The organism is Pseudomonas sp. MM227 (genome assembly GCF_947090715.1).
Lineage (GTDB): Bacteria > Pseudomonadota > Gammaproteobacteria > Pseudomonadales > Pseudomonadaceae > Aquipseudomonas > Aquipseudomonas baltica.
The window spans coordinates 3,671,324-3,691,790 of sequence record NZ_OX352319.1 but is presented as its reverse complement, the minus strand read 5'-3'; the positions used below and the strand labels follow the sequence as shown (position 1 = coordinate 3,691,790).

Below are 20,467 nucleotides of genomic sequence, written 5' to 3'. Positions count from 1 at the left end.
AAACCTGCCGGTCGCATACAGCGGGTGCTTTTAGGGGAGTTATGCCTGTATTGACTACTTCAATTCAGCATCTACAGTGATGGCCATACGACTTCACGGTAGGGACGTCATGCGGATCGAGCGCGTTGAGATTCAAAATTTCAGACTGCTTCAGAACGTCAGTCTTGGCCTAGAAGACGGCACAACACTGATCGTCGGGCGCAACAATTGCGGCAAAACCTCCATAGCTGAGGTGTTCCGCCGGCTCCTTTCAGACCGGACTCCCTCTTTCAGGCTTGAAGATTTCTCCCTGGGGAGTCACGAAGGGTTTTGGACGGCATTCAATGCGTTTCACGGCGAAATAGCCCGCTCCGACGTTGCTGCCATGCTTCCCGTTGTCAGGGTCACATTGGACATATCCTATGACGTGGATGCCCCAGACCTGGGGCAGCTCAGCGAATGCATAGTAGACCTAGATCCAGATTGCTCTTGCGCACGCATCGTCTTGACGTATGGACCGCGGGCGACAGGTCTTGAGACGCTTTTCGCAGAAACGAATGCCCCCGAAACTGTGCAGGAGGATCAACGTCCTAGCTTTTTCAGCCTGATAAAGAAGCGTTTGGCGGGGGCCTATGAGCCCCGTTTGGAAGCGGTTGACCCCAATGATCCTACGAACCGCAAGGACCTCGACCTAAAATCACTCACCACGTTGATCCGCGGCGGATTCATCAATGCGCAACGGGGCTTGGATGACGATACACACCGAGAGCGCGATGTCCTTGGGAAGGTAGTGGAGGTGCTGTTCCAATCGGCATTGACTGACCCCACAGATCCCGAGAAACGAACGACGGCGGAGCAGCTCCATGGAGCGGTGGAGAAAATTCAAAAGGAGCTGCATGACGGTTTCAACGCTGGACTGACTTCGCTGCTCCCTACGTTCGAGCTTTTCGGCTACCCAGGGCTAGAAGACCCAGGCCTCACCACTGTGACGACCTTCGATGTCGAGCGCCTGCTTAAAGACCACACGCAGGTCAGATACAGGGGGGTAAACGGCCTGACACTCCCGGAAAGCTACAACGGACTCGGCGTCCGTAACCTGGTGTACATCCTTCTGCAATTACTGAAATTCTTCAGAGAGTTCCAAGCTACGCCGGCAGCCGCAAGCGTACACCTCATCTTCATTGAAGAGCCTGAAGCCCATTTGCATCCGCAAATGCAGGAGGTCTTCATCCGACAATTGCACATGATCAAGGGCGCGTTCGAGCAGCAGCTGAATGGCAGCCGTCCGTGGCCAGTGCAGTTTGTAATTTCCACCCACTCTCCACACATGGCCAACGAAGCGCGCTTCGAAACCATGCGTTACTTTCTCTCTGTGAGCGGTGAAAACGGGATCCGGCAGTCCAAGATCAAAGACCTGAGGCAGGGTATGGGCCAGGCTCCTGCACCGGACAGAGATTTTCTCTATCAGTACCTGACGCTCACTCGGTGCGACCTTTTCTTTGCAGATAAAGCCATCTTGATCGAGGGGACTTCAGAGCGATTGTTGCTACCAACCATGATCGCCAAAACTGACGCGGCTGCGGTGGGTGAACCTCAGTTGGCTAGTCAGTACTTGACGGTTATGGAGGTTGGCGGCGCGTATGCACACCGGTTTCATGATCTACTCACCTTCTTGGAACTGCGCACGCTGATCGTTACCGACATCGACTCCGTCAAACCGAATGCAGAAAGAAAGCGGAAAGCTTGTCTCGTTTCAGAGGGTCTGTTTACGAGCAATGCGTGCCTCAAAGACTGGTTTGAGGCCGAAGTCACTCCTGCCCAACTGCTGGCGAAAACGCCAGCAGAGAAGACCATAGGGTTGAGGCGCATCGCTTACCAAATTCCGGAGGGGAACGAACCCGGGCCTTCAGGCAGAAGCTTTGAGGACGCGTTCATCCTGGCGAACCTTGATCGATTTCAGCTGGGGCAGGGCGATGTCGCGTCCCTAGCTTACGAGCATGCGGCGGACCAGAAAAAATCAGCTTTTGCGCTGAAGTACGCGATCGATGATACGAACTGGAACGTGCCTAGATACATTGCTGAAGGTTTGCGTTGGCTAGCAGTTGGGGCGCCGGTCGCTGATGCCCAAATGGCTGCTCGGGCCATGGCCGCAGTTGTGGAGGTTGTTGGTGAGGCAGTGGCTGCTGAAGGAGAGCAAGGCGATGCCTGACAATCACGAAAGTCCCGCGGACAGAGCAGGGCGAGAAGCACTTGAACGCATGTTCGCTTGTTTGGATGAAGGTCTAAGCTTTCGCCTGGAAGCAGGTGCTGGGGCTGGTAAGACCTATTCGCTGGAGAAAGCGCTCAGTCGATTGATTGAACACCGAGGTCCTGCGTTGATCCGGGAGCGTCAGCAAGTCGCGTGTATCACTTACACCAATGTGGCGAAAGACGAGATCATCTCTCGCTTCCAAGCGCATCCTGCAATCCGAGCCGAGACCGTCCATGGCTTTTGCTGGTCGTTGCTCAGAGATTTTCAAACATCACTGAGAGGCTTTCTTGGCGCTGAAGCTTTTTGGCGAGAGCGTTTTGAGCCGGTGGGTGGCGTAGGTAACAGGCGCATCCATTACGAAATGGGTATTCCACGCGTATCGGAGGACGAGGTCTCGATTCGGCACGAAGATGTCCTGACATTGATGGTTCAGGCGCTTCCGTCTCCGAAGTTCAGGGCCGTATTGACTTCCCGATACCCGATCCTGTTTGTCGACGAATATCAGGACACGGATGAACATTTTGTCGGTGCGCTGAAGTCGTGGTTTCTAGATCGCGGTGAGGGACCGATGATTGGCCTATTTGGTGACCATTGGCAAAAAATCTACGACGAGGGCTGCGGCCTAGTCGTGCATGACGGCCTTCAGCAGATCGAAAAAAATGCGAATTTTCGCTCAGCATCGCGGATTGTCGATGTGCTGAATGAGATGCGGCCAGGCCTGCACCAGGAAGTGAGCGATCCTGACTTGATCGGTGAAGCCCGAGTATTCCACACCAATCTCTGGCCTGGAGAGCGACGGACAGGAAGCGGGGGAGGACACTGGACTGGCGACACCAGTCCTGAGGCTGCTAGTGCCTACTTCGAATACTTGAAAGCTCAGCTCAGCGTGGAGGGATGGGATTTCTCTCCGAAAACGACCAAAATCCTCATCCTGAATCACAAAGGCATTGCTCGTGAGCAGGGGTACTCCTCGATCCGTGAAATTTATGGGCAGTACAATGATCCGTGGTTGAAGAAGGAAGATCCTCACATCAAGTATTTGGCAGATCAGCTTGAGCCAGCGTGTGTCGCATACCAACAGCGCCGATACGGTGCGATGTTCGGGCACCTGGCAAGCGATCGGCCAACGGTTCGAAGGCACAGCGATAAAGTCGCTTGGGCTGAGGCAATGGATGCACTCCTCGAACTGAGGTTGACCGGTACCATCGGCGAGGTGATTGACTACATCATAGCTGTGCCGCAGATGCAGCTCCCCAATGCTGTGCTACGGAATGAGCAAGGGTTACAGGCCGCCGGTGTTGAACCCGGTGAGGACGAGCCACGCAGGATTACCCAGCTTCGAAAGCTCAGGGCAGTATCCTACACGGAGCTGATCGCGCTAGACCAATTCATTGATGGGCATACGCCGTTTGCCACAAAACACGGGGTCAAGGGAGCCGAATTCGAAAACGTGATCGTTGTGTTGGGGCGCGGCTGGAACCAATATAATTTCGCTGAAATGCTTGAGTGGTTTCAACCGGGGCCACCGGCGAACAGGCGTGAAAAATTCGAAAGCAATCGGAATCTCTTCTACGTTGCGTGCTCTCGCCCCAAGGTCCGTTTGGCTCTGCTTTTCACTCAACTGCTGAGCCAGACAGCGCTTGCTCAGATCACCGCGTGGTTCGGCGCTGAGCATGTATTCAAGTTGCCTGCTAACCCTGGTTGAGAATTCTCGTGCAGCGCTCATTGTGCAGGTTAGTCGGCGCATGGCACATCCGACTAGCTGACTAGGCAGGTGGATAAACCGCGGTGGTTACTATCCGCCTGGAGAGGCCTGCACTCTGATGCCTCATTCCCGACCGACCTCACAAGCGTAATTCCAAGCACCGAAGCTGCCGACACGCGCAGTAAGGTTATTAGCTCGCTGCCGCCATGAAGCCTGCGGCTATCAAGACCATGGCTCCCGTAGTGCCATCGATCTGCCTGCGGCGATTGCTGCTCAACCCGCCATCGCCGACTTGGCCAAGCGTGATTGAAATCGACGCGTAAACGATTGTGTAAAGGACGATGAATCGCCCTTGGACTCCTAGACATTTTCCAAGCGGGACGGGCTCTCAAAGGTGATTTTGATCCTCTATGGTATTTCTCATGGTTTTAAAGTTTTTCGTGCCTTGTCGACTTCGGATTTACTGGTTTATGCGGGGCTATTGATAATTGAGTGGGAATGATGGGGTGGCTGGCATTGTCCGGCACCCTCTAGCAAGAAATGCCCTGGAGCCCGCGTAATTGCGGGCTTTTAGGTTTTTGGGTTCGGGTTTTTTCGGCACCACCATTCAGCTCTTGCTACTGGGCCTCACCCTTGTGCCATGAAATGACGCGAAGAACAGTAATCGCCGTGGCCGATGACCAATCAGCTCACTTCAACACATGCCCCGCAATCAGCCGCGAAATCTCCACCATCGACGTCTTCCCCGAGAACTCGAAGCGCACCTTCCCCAGCGCCGAAAAATACACCTCCAGCTCCGAATCCAGATCGAACGTGCCCGACGTTTCGATCGAGTACGCCACGATGTTCTTGTAGGGCAGGGAGGTGAAGTCCTTCTTGCTGCCGGTCAAGCCCTGCACGTTCACCGCGATGATCCGTTTGTTGGTGAACACCACGCCGTCGCGCATCGACTTGTAGGCGTCGACCACCTGCTCGTCATCCAGCAGCAGGGCGGTGACGCGTTCGGCGTATTCGGCGTTTTGCTTGAGTTTGAAGAAGCCTTTGTTGTTGAAGTCGATCATGGCCTGGAGTCCTTTATATAGGGGTGGCCAGAGTTTACCTTGATGACGGTGGCAGCAAGTGTGTCGGGTCGTAGTGAGGTGCCTGAATGGTGAGGCCAAATATGTAGGCCAGGAGGGTCCAGGGCACTTGCCACACTCGCAGCTCCTTCAGAAACCGATCCCTTTGATATGACTGATGTACTTCCCAATACGCAATTAGGCGATGTGCTCGCAGGCATCGCACGGCAGGTCACACAACAAGTGCCGGATCTGCACCAAATGGCTGTCGCCACTGCCACCCAACTGCTCGCGTCCATGGCCATCGACACCCACCCCGACGCCTTTTACTGGCATCGCTTCGACAATGCGCAGTCCAGCCATCGCTCCTTCAGTGGCTACGCGCACATGGGCCCGCCCAGTGAAACGATGACGTTTACCGAACTTGTGATGCGGCGGTTCCGCGCGAGCGACCAGGATAATGCCGACTTGCTGCATGTCATGGGCGGGTTCTACACGGGCGATGCGCGGGCAGGTTGGTTCGATGAGCGCAACGAGGTAAGACTGGCGCCCGACAAGGTACTCAACGCGTTATGGCACATCGATTTTGCGGCGGCCTATCGCCAGGCGCTGGCGACGTTCTGGACCGACAATGGGCCAGGGGTGCAGACGCTGATCCGCATCAACTGCCTGCGCGCCGCCGTGGATGCAGCTCAGGCCGGGGCCATGATGCGCCAACAGGTGCAATGTGTGTTCGACGGTCTGGGTTGCGAGTACGCCATGGCACCGACCTTGGCCGACTTGACCGGTAGCCATCCGCCGAGCCACGGCGTTACGGTCAGCACGCTGCAGATTGCCGGCCACGGGTTCGCCAGTGTGTTGTGTTTCAAGGCCAGCGGGGGCGAGTGTCTGTTGTACCTGGCCGGTCGCGACAAGGCGTTTGAAGTGTTCGCCGATGTGAAAGCGGCGCAGGCATGGTTGCACCAGCAGCTGCAGGACGTGCAGCGCCGGGAGCGCTTGCTCGACCACGGCAGGCTGCTGGAGCCGGCGGCTGCATTGGCGCGTACGCGCAGCCTGGCGCTGCTGGCGAAGAAGCCGCTGGCGCTGTTCGCAGCAAAGGTGTCCTGGCCATCCATCGCAGCCGATGCGGCGCACTGGCTGCAAGGGCAAACCCGCGAGCAGATGCTGGCCGAGGCCAACCTGCAGTTGCACAGCAACAGCGAGTTGCGCCAGCAGTTGTGGATCGGTTATCTGGGTGCAGGCGTGCACTTGTTCGGCGCGGCAGCCATGGTCAGCTGGCCGATCGCATTGATCGTGGTAGTGGCGAGTGCCGGTAAATTCGCCCTCAATGTGGAACGTGCGGTGAATGCGGGTGACGCCACGGACCGTCGCGCCGCCTTGTATGCATCGATATTCAGCGGTATCGAGTTGCTGCTGAACATGACCCTGCTAATTCCCCAGCGAGCCCCGCAGAGCGCCGAACTGCAGCCACTGCAGTCGCGACCTCAGGTGTCCGCGCTGACGCCTTTGCTGCCCAGTGCCGAAGGGCTGCTGGCAGTCGAGGGGGAGCAGATGATCCGCTTGCACGGCGATCTGTATCGCGTGCGCTACGACCCCAGCCTGCGTTACTGGTTGATCGTCGATCCGCAGCGCCCCTATGCCTTCACCGGTAATTACCCGGTGCGTTTCAACGACCAATTGCAATGGGAACTGATGCCGACCGGTTGCCTGCGGGGCGGTGGCGGCTGCCTGAGCGTGTCACGGCAAATGGAACTTGAACCGCCACCGGTGAGCTACGTGCAGTTCGAGGTTTCGGCGACTCGCTACGAAGTACCGCTGGTGGCTCGCGCTGCCACCGGCGAGCTGTTGGGCGACCAGTTTCGCAAGATGCTCTCCGGTGAATACTTCGACCCCTACACGCCGCTCAATCCGGTGCTCGACAGCCTCAACAAGCTGCGTGTTCAACTGATCGAGGACGCCAACGCATTCATCGCCGAGTGGCGCTCGCCCGGCAGATCGCCGTTGCCTGTGCCCGATGCTTCGCTGCCGCCCTATACCGCCGTGCGCCGACTGTTGGACGAATCCGGGGCACTGGTCATCGGTGAGTCTCATCAGGCTATCGCCAGCAAGCGTTTCCTGATCGAGAACATGCGGGCGCTGGCCGGCGACGGTGTCGACACGCTGTACATGGAGCACTTGATGACCGATCTGCATCAGGCCGATCTGAACCAGGTGGCCAGTGATGGCCGGCTGCCCAGTGGGCTGCAGGACTATCTGCGCGATCAGGATCTTGGCCATCGTACCGATCCGGCTCGACAGTACAACTTCACCACGCTGGTGCAGGCTGCGCGGCGCGAGGGTATCCAGGTGCGCGCCCTGGATTGCGCGGCCAGCTATCGACTCGATGGCATGGACGACCTCTACGGCGCCGGCCAGACGCTGCGCCAGCGGGTGTTCAGCTACCACGCCAGTCGCGTCATTGCAGCACGCACCGCATTGCCCGGCCGGGGCAAATGGATCGCCTTGGTCGGTGACACTCACGCGTCCACCTACAAGGGTGTTCCAGGTCTGGCGCAACTGCACGACGTGACAGCACTGCGCATCGTCGATGCCGGTGCCGGCCAGCAGACCAACATCACCCTGGACCCCGGCGAGTACTACCTGCCGTCGATGGGCCGCGGCGACGGGGTGGTCAAAGCGGACTGGCGCTTGGCGCTGACCGTACGCGAAGCGCCGTTCACCTACCTGGATCCGTCCCTGGCCCCACCCGGCGTGATCAGGCCATGACGTACAGGGCCAGACATCATGTGCCCCTGTAGCAGCGGCGCAAGCCGCGTCGGCGGTGCATGCGATCTGTCCGACACCCAACCGCGCGGCGGCGCAAGTCTTAATCTTTCTCAATTGCAGGTGTATGGTGTCGGCCTTTCACGTTCATCACGCAGGTGCCCATAGCCATGTCTTTCACTCGTCGACGATTCCTCGGTGGCCTGGCGGGCGTTGTCGCGGTCGGCGTGGGTGCCGGGGGCGCTGCCCGTTATTGGTTGGGTACGCCTGTGGACCAGGCCGGCGTGGACTATCAGCTGATTGCCGCGCCGCTGGATGTCGAGTTGGTGGCAGGTCATCAGACCCCGGCCTGGGCGTTCGGTGGTTCGGCACCCGGGCGTGAGCTGCGGGTGCGCCAGGGCGAATGGCTGCGGGTGCGTTTCATCAACCAGCTGCCGGTGGAAACCACCATCCACTGGCATGGCATTCGCCTGCCGCTGGACATGGACGGCGTGCCCTACGTGTCGCAGTTGCCGGTCAAGCCCGGTGAATACTTCGACTACCGGTTTCGTGTGCCGGACGCCGGCAGCTACTGGTATCACCCGCACGTGGCCAGCAGCGAGGAACTGGGCCGCGGCCTGGTCGGGCCGTTGATCGTCGAGGAGCGCGACCCCACCGGCTTCGCGCACGAAGCGGTGCTCAACCTGAAGAACTGGCACGTGGACGAGGAGGGCGCGTTCCTGCCGTTCAGCATCCCCCGCGAAGCGGCGCGCAACGGCACCCTGGGCCGGCTGTCGACGATCAACGGGGTACATCGGGCGACGGTCGATCTGCCGGCGGGTCAAGTCGTCAGGGTGCGCATTCTCAACCTGGACAACACAGCCACCTATCGCCTGAACTTCCGTGGCAATGCCGACATGCGCCTGTATGCACTGGACGGCAACCCCATCGAACCGCGCGCGTTCGGCAAGGATTACTGGATGGGCCCCGGCATGCGGGTTTGTCTTGCAGTCAAGATGCCACCTGCCGGTGAAGAGATCGCCATACGTGACGGTCCGGTTCGCCTGGGCACGCTGCGCTCGGTGCAGGCCGCAGCGGCGCCGAGCGATTGGCCGCCGGCGTTACCGCCCAATCCGATCGCCGAGCCGGACCTGGCCAATGCCGAGAAGCTCAATTTCAACTTCGAATGGGTCGGCGAGGTGTCGGATACGGCCGAGGGCAAGCCGCCCAGCCTGTGGCAGATCAACGGCATCGCCTGGGACATCACCGACAAGACCTGCGCCGACCGCCCCATCGCCAAGTTGCAGTTGGGCAAAAGCTACGTGCTGGAGTTGAAGAACATGACTCAGTACCAGCATCCTATCCACCTGCACGGCATGAGTTTCAAGGTGATTGCCTCCAACAGGCGCAAGATCATTCCTTATTTCACCGATACGTTTTTGCTGGGAAAGAACGAGCGTGCCCAGGTGGCGCTGGTGGCGGATAATCCTGGTATCTGGATGTTCCATTGCCATGTGATCGATCACATGGAAACCGGACTCATGGCGGCAATAGAGGTTTCCTGAACGTTGAAACAACCCAAGATCATTGATCGCAGCCGCGATCGGTTTTTCATGGCCCAGGCGCTAGAGCTGGCCGCTCAGGGTGCGGCGCTGGGCGAAGTGCCTGTGGGCGCAGTCGTGGTGCAGGACGGCGAGATCGTCGGCCGCGGCTTCAACTGCCCCATCAGTGGCAGCGACCCCAGTGCCCATGCCGAGATGGTGGCCATCCGCAACGCCGCGCAGTCCGTGCACAACTATCGCCTGCCGGGCAGCACCCTGTACGTCACCCTGGAGCCTTGCAGCATGTGCGCCGGGCTGATCGTCCATGCGCGCATCGCCCGGGTGGTGTTCGGCGCGCTCGAACCCAAGGCGGGCGTGGTGCAGAGTCAGGGGCAGTTTTTCAGCCAAGGCTTCCTGAACCATCGGTTGGTGGTGGAGGGTGGCGTGTTGGCTGAAGAGTGCAGTGCGATATTGAGCGCGTTCTTCAAAGCGCGTCGCGCAAAAGTGTAGCGCCAAATAACGTGGGCATACGGCAGCGTTCGGTTGAATAACAGTGTTCAATGGCCTGCTGTATGTAAGGAATTAGTGATTGCGCTGGGATGTTCGCCAAACTATGGTTTAGTCGAGCGCCTCGTGACGGGTCTGCGAAGCGTAACCGCTTTCAATTCCTGAATATCCACCTTTATGGGGTGATGCATCATGCGACTATTATCTTTTGGCGCTCGCTTTATAGTAGTGTTGTGTGTTGTTTCGTCAATACTGATAGCCAGCTGTGGCCACGTGCCTCAATCAACAGCCAGCGGGTCTGACTCAACACCCGTTCTGGCAGTGGCAGAGTCGGCACCGTGGGTCACGGACTTCAGCAAACCGTTCAATGAATACAGCTAGGTGACCTCGCACAATGCATATCTCAATGATATGAGTGAATTGCTGCGTAACGGCGTCAGGGGCTTCATGATTGATCTGCACCCAAGACGCGATGCACCGCACAAGGTTGCTATTTGTCATCATAATTCTTCCTGCACTCAGGACGATCCTCTTTTCAGTGATGTGGTAAAGCATTTCTTTCTTCCGTTTCTCCAGGCTAATCACGATGCTGTAGTAACGCTGCACTTGGAGTCCACTGTGACTCGGGAAAACATGACCGCCGCGCTGAGCGAGATTCCCGATTTGGCACGGTGGGTGTTTGACGCGTCGGCGTATAGGGATACTGGCGCATGGCCCACCTTGCAGCAGATCATAAACTCTGGTCGACGATTGATCATCTTTGGCGAAAAATCGGATATCGAAGGGACGTTTAAGGATGCCGATGGGGCCGATCTTACTATTTTAAGAGATGAGAAATGGGAGGTGCAAAATGGGTACAATCTGGGCACCTCGGAAGATAACTGGGAATGCCTTTCCCGTTGGTCCGATGTCCCGATGACGACCCGAGGCATCCAGGTGTCTGGCTTTACGCGCTGGCCACGTCTCTTCGTGATGAATCAGTTCCATGGGGTCAATGTCTGGGGTGATGCGCATTCGGCGGACCGGGATAACAATCTGACTTTTCTGGAGCGTAGGGTCGATCAGCACTGCGCGCAAACTTCGATGTTCCGCAGGATGCCAAACTATATCGCGCTCGACAACACGCATGTGGGGGATGGCTTCGCATATGCTGCCGCGTTGTCTCAGGGCGGATTCTATTTTTACGAGAAAAACAACACTGACACCACCGGGGATACGGTTTGCGTTCTACCCAATTCAAAGGACTGGGATATTTCGTTAAAGAGTACAGGCTGTGAGAATGACGAGGCCAGATCGTTGAAAGTTCGCGGTGTCAAGGCGGGCACACGCCTGACACTGTTCGATTCCGCCTCCGGGAACAGACAGGACGATTATGCGATCATAGTGATCAAAAAAGATGCTGACCTAGGTGGGTTTTCAATCCCCTCCTTCGAGCAGGAGGTAGACAATGCCGATTATCGTCTCGTTTTCAGCCGCAACAATGGACTTGATGGAAAGGTTTCACGAATCAAGATCGAACGCTCACCGCCCGACGACTATTCTGACTCAGCCGTGGTGCTTTATGAAGGTAACAATGCCACGCAGAATATTGTGTGTTCTATTTCTCTGGCTGGGAATGATCGCTTTAATTTTGGCGGGGACTGTGACAATGACGAAGCCCGATCCCTGCGAGTGCTGAAAGCGAAGGCGGGGAGCAGTCTGACGTTGTATGGAAATAAAGACTACAAAACAAATCAGGGATGGGCGTACATCTACTTTACTAAAGACATTCTGGCGCCCACCGTTATCTCCAGCTTTGAAAGGACAACATCCGATTCGGCCGGATGGATGGTGTTCAGAGAAGGCGGAGGCGGTCAGTTGGACGGGAAGGTATCAAGTGTCATTACTTGGAGCGGCAATGAGAATTATTACATGCTCAAGAACAAGCAGTCTGGCTTGTGCCTCGTCGCCAACGACGAGTACAGGGAAGCTTATTTCTGGTCCTGCTCTGCATTTGCCGACCAGCAATTCGTGTTACGCGGTGATCACATCCAGTCGATGACAGTGGGTTACCCCTTTCTGATCGATTCGAACTACCGCATCCGTAGCGCACGTGTCCGGCCGTCCGGCACCGCTGTCATAACCTACAATTTCAACAAGAACGTCATCGAGATAAAACAGAATGGCAGAACCTTGTGCGCTCAGCCGAATGCCGGCGCCGGGAGCATGGCAGGCATGTCGGCTGCAACGTGCTCCGGGTCCGCTATCCAGGCGTGGGAATTAATACCTATCCGCTGACATCGTTGGATTGTCGCTCGGTAACATCTACAAGGGCGGGGTCTGCTGGGAAGGCTTTGTTTGGTCCACACCAGGCACGTGCAGATTGCCATCGGCGACCTGGCTGCCTTCGAGCTGTGGCTGGGTCACCCAGGTGAGGATGTCGTAGTAGCGGCGGATGTTGGCCACGAAGTGCACTGGCTCGCCGCCGCGGGCATAGCCGTAGCGGGTCTTGCTGTACCACTTCTTCTGCGCCAGGCGCGGCAGCATCTTCTTCACATCCAGCCACTTGTTCGGGTTCAGCCCTTCACCTTCTGCCAGCTTGCGCGCGTCGTCGAGGTGGCCACTGCCCACGTTGTAGGCCGCCAGGGCGAACCAGGTCCGGTCGGGTTCCTGGATGCCGGCGTCGAGCTGATCCTTGACGTAGGCGAAGTACTTGGCGCCGCCATTGATGCTCTGCTTGGGGTCCAGGCGGTTGCTCACGCCCATGGCCTGGGCAGTGTTCTGGGTCAGCATCATCAGGCCCCGCACCCCGGTCTTGGAGGTCACGCTGGCCTGCCACATGGACTCTTGATAACCGATGGCGGCCAGCAGCCGCCAGTCGACCTTCTCCTGCTTGGCCGAGGCCTGGAAGGTTTTCTCGAACTTGGGCAGGCGCTGTTGCAGGTGCTGGGCGAAGGTGTAGGCGCCGACGTAGCCGAGCACATCGACATGGCCGTAGTAGCGGTCTTTGAGGCGCTGCAGGGTGCCGTTGCCCTTGACCTTGTCGATGAAGCCGTTGACCTCGTTCAGCAGGCTGTTGTCTTCGCCCCCGGCAACGGCCCAGCGCTGGTCGCGGCCATCGCCCAGGTCGAAGGCGACCCGCACGTTGGGGAAGTACACCTGGTTCATGGCCACTTCGTTGGAATCGACCAGGGTCAGGTCGATCTGCCCCTCGTCGACCATGCGCAGCAGATCCACCACCTCCACCGCGTCGGACTCTTCGTACTCGAGCGCCGGGTACTGCAACTTCAATTTGGCCAGTTGCTCGGCGTGGCTGCTGCCCTTGAGCACCATGATCTTCTTGCCCACCAGCTCGGCGGCATCGGTGGGGCGGTTCTGGCCGTTGCGATAGATGACCTGCGGCGTGACTTCAAGATAGGGGTGCGAGAAGCGCGCCTGTTGTTCCCGCGCCTCGCTGGTGACCAGCCCCGCAGCCGCCAGCACCGGGCCCTGGGGCTGGCTCAGGCCGGCGAAGATATCGTCGAGGTTGTCGGCGGTTTCGATCTGGAGTTTCACGCCCAGGTCATCGGCGAAGCGCTTGACCAGCTCGTACTCGAAGCCGGTTTCGCCGTTGCGATCCTGGAAGTAGGTGGCCGGGCTGTTGCGGGTTATGACGCGCAGCACGCCGTCCTCCTTGATCCGTTCGAGTGTGCTGGGTTTATCAACGCAGCCACTGAGCAGCAGGAGAAGTCCGGTTGCGAAGAGCCATTTGGCGCAGCGCGAGCGTAAGACGGTCTGGGTGAGCATGGGTGCAGTATACGCAAACGGTCGCTCGAGCCATATCTCGACAGCAGGCGAAGGAGTCTGGTAGAGCGCAGCGCAACCTCTTACCGGCCCCCAGCAAGGGATCTGACGAACGATCGCGCTGTTTTTCCATCCGTCGGGTGCCTAGGTGAATGGTTTAGGCTAGAATGCACGGCCTCCAAGCACACCCCCTTTCGAGGCTGTCCCGACGATGTTGATCCTGCGCGGCGCTCCTGCCCTTTCTGCCTTTCGCCACGGTAAATTACTCGAGCAACTGAGCCAGAAGGTCCCCGCTGTTACTGGCCTGTATGCTGAATTCGCCCACTTCGCCGAAGTCGAAGGCGAGCTGGCCAGCGACGACCGGCAAGTCCTTGCCCGTCTGCTCAAGTACGGTCCCAGCGTTCCCGTTCAGGAGCCCACCGGGCGGCTGTTCCTGGTGCTGCCGCGCTTCGGTACGATTTCGCCGTGGTCGAGCAAGGCCAGCGACATCGCGCACAACTGCGGCCTGACCCAGGTTCAGCGTCTGGAGCGCGGCATTGCCTTTTATGTGTCTGGTGATTTCAGCGAAGCCGAAGCCGAGCTGATCGGTGCCGTCCTGCACGATCGCATGACCCAGGTGGTGCTGGCCCGTCTGGAAGACGCCGCCGGCTTGTTCCGTCACGCCGAACCCAAGCCACTCACTGCGGTGGATATCCTGGGTGGCGGTCGTGCCGCGCTGGAAAGGGCCAACGTCGAGCTGGGGCTGGCCCTGGCCGAAGACGAAATCGACTACCTGGTCAGCAGCTTCCAGGGGCTGGCGCGCAATCCGCACGACATCGAGCTGATGATGTTCGCCCAGGCCAACTCCGAGCACTGCCGCCACAAGATCTTCAACGCCAGTTGGGACATCGACGGTCAGAGCCAGGAAAAAAGCCTGTTCGGCATGATCAAGAACACCTACCAGATGCACAGCGAAGGCGTGCTGTCAGCCTACAAGGACAACGCTTCGGTCATCGTCGGCAGCGTCGCCGGGCGTTTCTTCCCGAACCCTGAAACCCGCCAGTACGGCGCGGTGCAGGAGCCGGTGCACATCCTGATGAAGGTGGAAACCCATAACCACCCGACGGCGATCGCGCCCTTTCCGGGCGCCTCCACCGGCTCCGGCGGCGAGATCCGCGATGAAGGCGCGACCGGCCGCGGCGCCAAGCCCAAGGCTGGCCTGACCGGTTTCACCGTGTCCAACCTGAACATTCCCGGTTTCGAACAGCCGTGGGAAAAACCCTACGGCAAGCCCGAGCGCATCGTCACCGCGCTGGACATCATGATCGACGGCCCGCTGGGCGGCGCGGCGTTCAACAACGAATTCGGTCGCCCGGCCCTGACCGGCTATTTCCGCACGTTCGAGCAGCGCATCGACACCCCCCACGGTGAAGAAGTGCGCGGCTACCACAAGCCGATCATGCTCGCCGGCGGGATGGGCAACATCCGCGCCGAACACGTGCAGAAAGGCGAGATCACCGTCGGTTCCAAGCTGATCGTGCTCGGTGGTCCGGCCATGCTCATCGGCCTGGGCGGCGGCGCTGCTTCCTCCATGGCCACCGGCACCAGCTCGGCGGACCTGGACTTCGCTTCGGTACAGCGCGAAAACCCGGAGATGGAGCGTCGCTGCCAGGAAGTCATCGACCGTTGCTGGCAGCTGGGCGACAGGAATCCCATCAGCTTCATCCACGACGTAGGTGCGGGCGGCCTGTCCAACGCATTCCCCGAACTGGTCAACGACGGTGGCCGTGGCGGCCGCTTCGAGCTGCGCAACGTGCCCAACGACGAGCCGGGCATGGCCCCGCTGGAAATCTGGAGCAATGAATCCCAGGAACGCTACGTGCTGGCCGTGGACGCCGCCGACTTCGAGCGTTTCCAGGCCATCTGCGAGCGCGAGCGCTGCCCGTTCGCCGTCGTCGGCGAGGCCACTGCCGAGCCGCAATTGACCGTCACCGACAGCCACTTCGGCAACAACCCGGTCGACATGCCGCTCGAAGTGCTGCTGGGCAAGGCGCCGCGCATGCACCGTAGTGCCGTGCGCGAGCAGGAGCTGGGCGATGACTTCGATCCGGCCCAGCTGGACCTGGCCGACTGCATCGAACGCGTCCTGCATCACCCTGCGGTGGCCAGCAAGAGTTTTCTGATCACCATCGGCGACCGCACCATCACCGGCCTGGTGGCACGCGACCAGATGGTCGGCCCGTGGCAGGTACCGGTGGCCGATGTCGCCGTCACCGCCACCAGCTTCGACGTCTACAGCGGCGAGGCCATGGCCATGGGCGAACGCACGCCGCTGGCGCTGCTCGACGCCCCGGCTTCGGCACGCATGGCGGTCGGTGAAACCCTGACCAACATCGCCGCGTCCAGCATCGCGAAAATCTCCGACATCAAGCTGTCCGCCAACTGGATGTCCGCTGCTGGCCATCCGGGCGAAGACGCGCGTCTGTACGATGCCGTGCAAGCGGTCGGCATGCAGCTGTGCCCCGAGCTGGGCATCACCATTCCGGTCGGCAAGGACTCCATGTCCATGAAGACCCAATGGAGCGAAGAGGGCACCGACAAGAGCGTGACCTCGCCGATGTCGCTGATCATCACCGGCTTCGCGCCCGTGGTCGACATTCGCAAGACCCTGACTCCGCAACTGCGCATGGACAAGGGTGAAACCGACCTGATCCTCATCGACCTGGGGCGTGGCCAGAACCGCATGGGCGCCTCGATCCTGGCCCAGGCACACGGCAAGTTGGCCAGCCGCGCGCCGGACGTCGACGATGCCGAGGACCTCAAGGCGTTCTTCGCTGTGATCCAGGGCCTCAACGCCGACGGCCACTTGCTGGCCTACCATGACCGTTCCGACGGTGGCCTGCTGGCCAGCACGGTGGAAATGGCCTTCGCCGGTCACTGCGGTCTCAACCTGCAACTGGCCACCGTGGCGCACAGCCGCGAGGAAATCGCGGCTGTGCTGTTCAACGAGGAACTGGGCGCGCTCATCCAGGTGCGTCAGGACGCTACGCCGATGATCCTCGCGCAGTTCAGCGCCGCTGGCCTGGGCAACGACTGCGTGGCGGTGGTCGGCCAGCCGATCAACAACGGCGCGGTGAACATTCGCTACCACGACGACGTGTTGTTCAGCGGCGAACGCCGCCTGCTGCAACGCCAGTGGGCCGAGACCAGCTACCAGATCCAGCGTCTGCGTGACAACGCTGCCGGTGCCGATCAGGAGTTCGACGCGCTGCTCGAAGAAGACAATCCAGGGCTGAGCTTCAACCTCAGCTTCGACGTCAACGAAGACATCGCCGCCCCGTACATCAAGAAAAACGTACGCCCACAGGTGGCCGTGCTGCGCGAGCAGGGCGTGAACGGCCAGGTCGAAATGGCTGCGGCCTTCGACCGCGCCGGCTTCAATGCCATCGACGTGCACATGAGCGACATCCTCGCCGGGCGTGTCGACCTGAACGAGTTCAAGGGACTGGTCGCCTGTGGCGGTTTCTCCTACGGCGACGTCCTGGGTGCCGGTGAAGGCTGGGCCAAGTCGGCACTGTTCAACGCCCGTGCCCGTGATGCGTTCCAGCAGTACTTCGAACGCAGCGACAGCTTCACCCTCGGCGTGTGCAACGGCTGCCAGATGATGTCCAATCTGCACGAGCTGATTCCAGGCAGCGAGTTCTGGCCGCACTTCGTGCGCAACCGGTCCGAGCAGTTCGAGGCGCGGGTTGCCATGGTCCAGGTGCAGGAGTCCAACTCGATCTTCCTGCAGGGCATGGCCGGTTCGCGCATGCCGATCGCCATCGCCCACGGTGAAGGTCATGCCGAATTCGCCACCGCGGACGCCTTGGTGCAAGCCGATGTGTCGGGCTGCGTGGCGCTGCGCTTCGTCGACAACCACGGCAAGGTCACCGAGCAGTACCCGGCCAACCCGAACGGCTCGCCGCGCGGGATCACCGGATTGACCAGTCGCGACGGCCGCGTGACCATCATGATGCCGCACCCGGAGCGGGTATTCCGCGCCGTGCAGAACTCCTGGAAGCCTGAGGAGTGGAACGAGGACGGCGCCTGGATGCGCATGTTCCGCAATGCCCGCGTGTGGGTGAACTGACAGGTCGGTGAACCAGCAGATGTTCAAACTGGCCTTCTTCGTTCCCGACAGCCATGTCGAAGCCGTCAAGAGCGCCGTATTCGCCGCCGGTGGCGGTCGCATCGGTGCTTACGACAACTGCGCATGGCAGGTGTTGGGGCACGGTCAGTTTCGGCCCTGTGATGGCAGCCAGCCATTTCTGGGTCAGGCCGATACACTGGAAAAGGTCGAAGAGTGGAAGGTCGAGCTGGTAGTGGCCGATTCACTCATTGAACCGGTGGTCCAGGCATTGCGCCTGGCCCACCCGTATGAAACCCCTGCCTTCGAAGTGTGGCGACTGCACGATCTGTGAGTCGCCACGTTCCCCTCAGCGGATGCGTACCTGCTCATACAACCGCTTGACCGCCTCCAGGCCTGTGTTGCCCGTGGCTAGCTTGTGGCTGGTCTGCAGTTCATGGGCGCCTGCTGCCATTGCGTGAGTCGTGCCTCGTGCAACTTTGAGGCTCATGGGCTCGCTGCTGAACATTCCGGATTGTTCGCTCACGCCCGTTTTGTCGGTGCGGGTGAACTCGAAATTGGCCTGTTCGACTTCGCCTTTGCCAGCGTTTGGCTGCTGCGCCAGAGCTTCCTTGACCGGCGAATTCCACTTGCCGCCCAGCGCTGCCACTTCATTGAGCATTGTGCCTGGAGCCGTACCTTCGGCCAGCACGACACGCCCCTCGACACCGAGGATTTGCGTGCTGTCGGCGCGATGAGTGATCGCCAGCTTGCCCTTGACGTTGCCGCTCAGGTTGTCGGCCTGCAGACGTGCGCCGTCCAGACGTGCGTCCATCTGGCTATCGAGCCTGAGCGTCGCAGCTCGCAGTTGCGCATTGTGCTGTGTCTGCTGCTGCTCGTTGCGGTAGCTGAGGCCTAGAGCCGGCTTGAGCGGATCACTGACATCGGCGCTCAGTTGCTTGCGGTCCGATTGACGCTGGTCGCTGGCGCTTTCCAGATAGACACCGCCTGCGGTGGCCGCCAGCTTCATGCTGGCTGCGTCGGCCTGGACACCCTGCAGGTGCAGGGCGCGTGCCTTGCGAGCGCCGGCCTGCAGCGCCATGTCACCCTTTACCTGCCACTGATTGCCGTGCTGATGTTGCGTGCTTTCGTCTCGTTGACCGAAGGTATGCAGACCTTCGGCACTCCTGGATTCACCACCACCCTTGAGAGTTGTCTTGTCCACGGCCGCGAGGCTGGTGAGGGTGCCTCCCGCCGTCACCTTCAGACTGCCCGCAGGCTTGTCCAGCGTGCCTATGTCCACACCGTTGAGCTGCACATCGCCGCTGGCGCGCAGGATCACATCGCCTGGCGCATCGATCCGCGCCTTGCTCGCCGTGCGTTGCTGGTAAGCGCCGTCCTTGCCCATGCGGTCGAGGGTGGCGTGGGCCGGGTTGAACGCCAGGCTGGCACCGGCGTCGATCTGCACCGCGCCTTGCGAGGTGCCGATGCGGGTGCCTTCGTAGCGCCCACTGCCGGTCAGGCGGATGTCGATACCTTCGGCCGCGCTCAGGCTGCCGGCCTTGGCTGTGCTGGTGGTTGCCGCGCCCGCCTGGACCTTGTGCATGGCCGCCTTCATCTCATGGCTGTCGGCATGGATGGCGATCTTGCCCAGGGTGCTGGTGTACTCGGTACCGGTATCAGTCAGTTTGCCGCTGACATCCAGCGATACCGTGCCGCCCTGCAGGCGACTTGCGCCGGTGTTGACCATGGATGTCGCGTTGACCTTCAACAGGCCGCCGCTGTTGATCTCCGCACCCTGGCTGCGCACACCGTCGGCGAGCAGGCGCACATCGGCTTCGCTGGCCAGGCGTGCCGCGCCCAGGTTGAGCTGGACGGCCGGCTGCCAGGTGAATCTCGCCCGCTCCGCCGTGCAGTTCGGCGGGGGTCTGTGGCTTGCCGGCGCGCGCAGGTGCATGCAGCGTGAGGTCGCCAGCCGATTCGATACGGATGCCTTGACCGGCCGTGAGTCGAGCGCCTGGCATCTTGATACCCGCGCCTTCCTCACTGCTGACGATGCGGATGCGCTTGTCCGTGGCCATCGCGCCGAGCAGGTTGGCATCGATGAGTTTGGTCGTGCGCGTGCTGCCGACCACACCATTGTTGGCGTAGTCGACTACATTGCTGCCCAGCACCAGGTCGATATCGGCGCCTGCGGCAATTGGCCCGCTGCTGACGATACTGGGTGCTATCAGCGCCAGGCTGCCGGCCGGGTTGCTGACACCGCCGCTGTCGACACGCAGCAACTCGTCGGTGGCCTGCGTATCGAACGTTGTCAGTCGACCGTCCTGGACAGTGGCCGCACCGACCACGAAGGTGGCTCGTGGCGCGTTGACCAGGCTTGCGCCGTTGAGCGTGATGCCATTCGGGTTGGCCAGGACATAGTCTGCCGCCGCGCCGAAAACCACTTGCGGGCCGTTGATGTTGGAACGGTTGTGGCCGACCACCTCGTTGAGGATGGTGCTGGCGGCCGTGCCGCCCAGTTGTGGATTGGCCTTCAGCTCGCCGGCCATTTCACTCTTTCCTGCCACCAGGCTGTTGTTGAGCACGACGCCTTGGGTGCCGACGTTGTATTCGCTGTAGACGTTGTGCGAAAGGCCGTTGGCATTGGGCGCAACGATGTCGATGACCGGTACTTTGTACTGGCCGTTGATGATTGGCGCCGTTTCGCCACCCGCGAACGCGGTCAGGCCATCGGCCCAGGCAGGGGAGCAGGGCACCAGCAGCGCGCTGGCGATGGCCAGCGGCAGCGAGCGCAGGGTCAGGTGGCGCAATTGTTCCATGGTATGAGGCATC

General features: G+C 60.1%; 12 protein-coding genes. 8 read left to right on the top strand and 4 right to left on the bottom strand.

Annotated elements, in window-relative coordinates:
- Positions 1–109: 109 nt before the first annotated feature.
- Complete coding sequence (locus ONG87_RS16715; protein ID WP_264381681.1) at positions 110–2,188, top strand: ATP-dependent endonuclease; 2,079 nt, start codon at positions 110–112, stop codon at positions 2,186–2,188.
- Positions 2,181–3,935, top strand: coding sequence for a UvrD-helicase domain-containing protein (locus ONG87_RS16710; protein WP_264381680.1), 1,755 nt, complete (start codon positions 2,181–2,183; stop codon positions 3,933–3,935). The genes ONG87_RS16715 and ONG87_RS16710 overlap by 8 nt, the downstream gene beginning before the upstream one ends.
- A 689-nt stretch (positions 3,936–4,624) precedes the next feature.
- Here ONG87_RS16710 and ONG87_RS16705 read toward each other — a convergent pair.
- Positions 4,625–4,996, bottom strand: a complete 372-nt coding sequence (locus ONG87_RS16705; RefSeq protein WP_122475122.1) for a PH domain-containing protein — start codon at positions 4,994–4,996, stop codon at positions 4,625–4,627.
- 258 nt (positions 4,997–5,254) lie between these two features.
- Between ONG87_RS16705 and ONG87_RS16700 the strand changes: the two genes are divergently transcribed.
- The 4 genes from ONG87_RS16700 (at position 5,255) to ONG87_RS16685 (ending at position 12,060) form a co-directional block, all read left to right on the top strand.
- Complete coding sequence (locus ONG87_RS16700; RefSeq protein ID WP_264381679.1) at positions 5,255–7,759, top strand: membrane-targeted effector domain-containing toxin; 2,505 nt, start codon at positions 5,255–5,257, stop codon at positions 7,757–7,759.
- 167 nt (positions 7,760–7,926) lie between these two features.
- Positions 7,927–9,300 (top strand): multicopper oxidase family protein, encoded by a 1,374-nt coding sequence (locus ONG87_RS16695; RefSeq protein WP_264381678.1) that lies wholly within the window; start codon positions 7,927–7,929, stop codon positions 9,298–9,300.
- 48 nt (positions 9,301–9,348) lie between these two features.
- Entirely contained in the window at positions 9,349–9,786 is a 438-nt protein-coding gene (tadA, locus tag ONG87_RS16690) for a tRNA adenosine(34) deaminase TadA (protein ID WP_264382877.1), read from the top strand.
- 378 nt (positions 9,787–10,164) lie between these two features.
- The gene (locus ONG87_RS16685) at positions 10,165–12,060 is read left to right on the top strand and encodes a hypothetical protein (RefSeq protein WP_264381677.1); all 1,896 of its coding nucleotides are present in this window, start codon (positions 10,165–10,167) and stop codon (positions 12,058–12,060) included.
- 27 nt (positions 12,061–12,087) lie between these two features.
- Here the strand turns inward: ONG87_RS16685 and mltF are convergent, their stop codons facing one another.
- Positions 12,088–13,548 carry a membrane-bound lytic murein transglycosylase MltF gene (mltF, locus tag ONG87_RS16680; protein ID WP_192058649.1) on the bottom strand — a complete coding sequence of 487 codons (1,461 nt, stop codon included), beginning with the start codon at positions 13,546–13,548 and terminating at the stop codon, positions 12,088–12,090.
- Between the two features lie 208 nt (positions 13,549–13,756).
- On the opposite strand from mltF, the gene purL reads away from it, so the two are divergent.
- Positions 13,757–17,656 carry a phosphoribosylformylglycinamidine synthase gene (gene purL, locus ONG87_RS16675; RefSeq protein WP_264381676.1) on the top strand — a complete coding sequence of 1,300 codons (3,900 nt, stop codon included), beginning with the start codon at positions 13,757–13,759 and terminating at the stop codon, positions 17,654–17,656.
- A gap of 19 nt (positions 17,657–17,675) precedes the next feature.
- Positions 17,676–17,987 carry a YqfO family protein gene (locus ONG87_RS16670; protein WP_122475694.1) on the top strand — a complete coding sequence of 104 codons (312 nt, stop codon included), beginning with the start codon at positions 17,676–17,678 and terminating at the stop codon, positions 17,985–17,987.
- Between the two features lie 15 nt (positions 17,988–18,002).
- Here ONG87_RS16670 and ONG87_RS16665 read toward each other — a convergent pair whose 3' ends face one another.
- Entirely contained in the window at positions 18,003–18,734 is a 732-nt protein-coding gene (locus ONG87_RS16665; RefSeq protein ID WP_264382876.1) for a hemagglutinin repeat-containing protein, read from the bottom strand.
- A 577-nt stretch (positions 18,735–19,311) separates the two neighbouring features.
- Entirely contained in the window at positions 19,312–20,466 is a 1,155-nt protein-coding gene (locus tag ONG87_RS16660; RefSeq protein ID WP_264381675.1) for a filamentous hemagglutinin N-terminal domain-containing protein, read from the bottom strand.
- Between the last annotated feature and the right edge of the window lies 1 nt (position 20,467).

Bases quoted from the DNA above. Each gene is read 5' to 3' on its own strand.
- ONG87_RS16710 (WP_264381680.1), top strand. From the start codon at position 2,181: ATGCCTGACAATCACGAAAGTCCCGCGGACAGAGCAGGGCGAGAAGCA.
- ONG87_RS16670 (WP_122475694.1), top strand. From the start codon at position 17,676: ATGTTCAAACTGGCCTTCTTCGTTCCCGACAGCCATGTCGAAGCCGTC.
- ONG87_RS16695 (WP_264381678.1), top strand. From the start codon at position 7,927: ATGTCTTTCACTCGTCGACGATTCCTCGGTGGCCTGGCGGGCGTTGTC.
- purL (WP_264381676.1), top strand. From the start codon at position 13,757: ATGTTGATCCTGCGCGGCGCTCCTGCCCTTTCTGCCTTTCGCCACGGT.
- ONG87_RS16705 (WP_122475122.1), bottom strand. From the start codon at position 4,996: ATGATCGACTTCAACAACAAAGGCTTCTTCAAACTCAAGCAAAACGCC.
- tadA (WP_264382877.1), top strand. From the start codon at position 9,349: ATGGCCCAGGCGCTAGAGCTGGCCGCTCAGGGTGCGGCGCTGGGCGAA.
- ONG87_RS16660 (WP_264381675.1), bottom strand. From the start codon at position 20,466: ATGCCTCATACCATGGAACAATTGCGCCACCTGACCCTGCGCTCGCTG.
- ONG87_RS16715 (WP_264381681.1), top strand. From the start codon at position 110: ATGCGGATCGAGCGCGTTGAGATTCAAAATTTCAGACTGCTTCAGAAC.
- ONG87_RS16700 (WP_264381679.1), top strand. From the start codon at position 5,255: ATGGCTGTCGCCACTGCCACCCAACTGCTCGCGTCCATGGCCATCGAC.
- ONG87_RS16665 (WP_264382876.1), bottom strand. From the start codon at position 18,734: ATGGCGCTGCAGGCCGGCGCTCGCAAGGCACGCGCCCTGCACCTGCAG.
- mltF (WP_192058649.1), bottom strand. From the start codon at position 13,548: ATGCTCACCCAGACCGTCTTACGCTCGCGCTGCGCCAAATGGCTCTTC.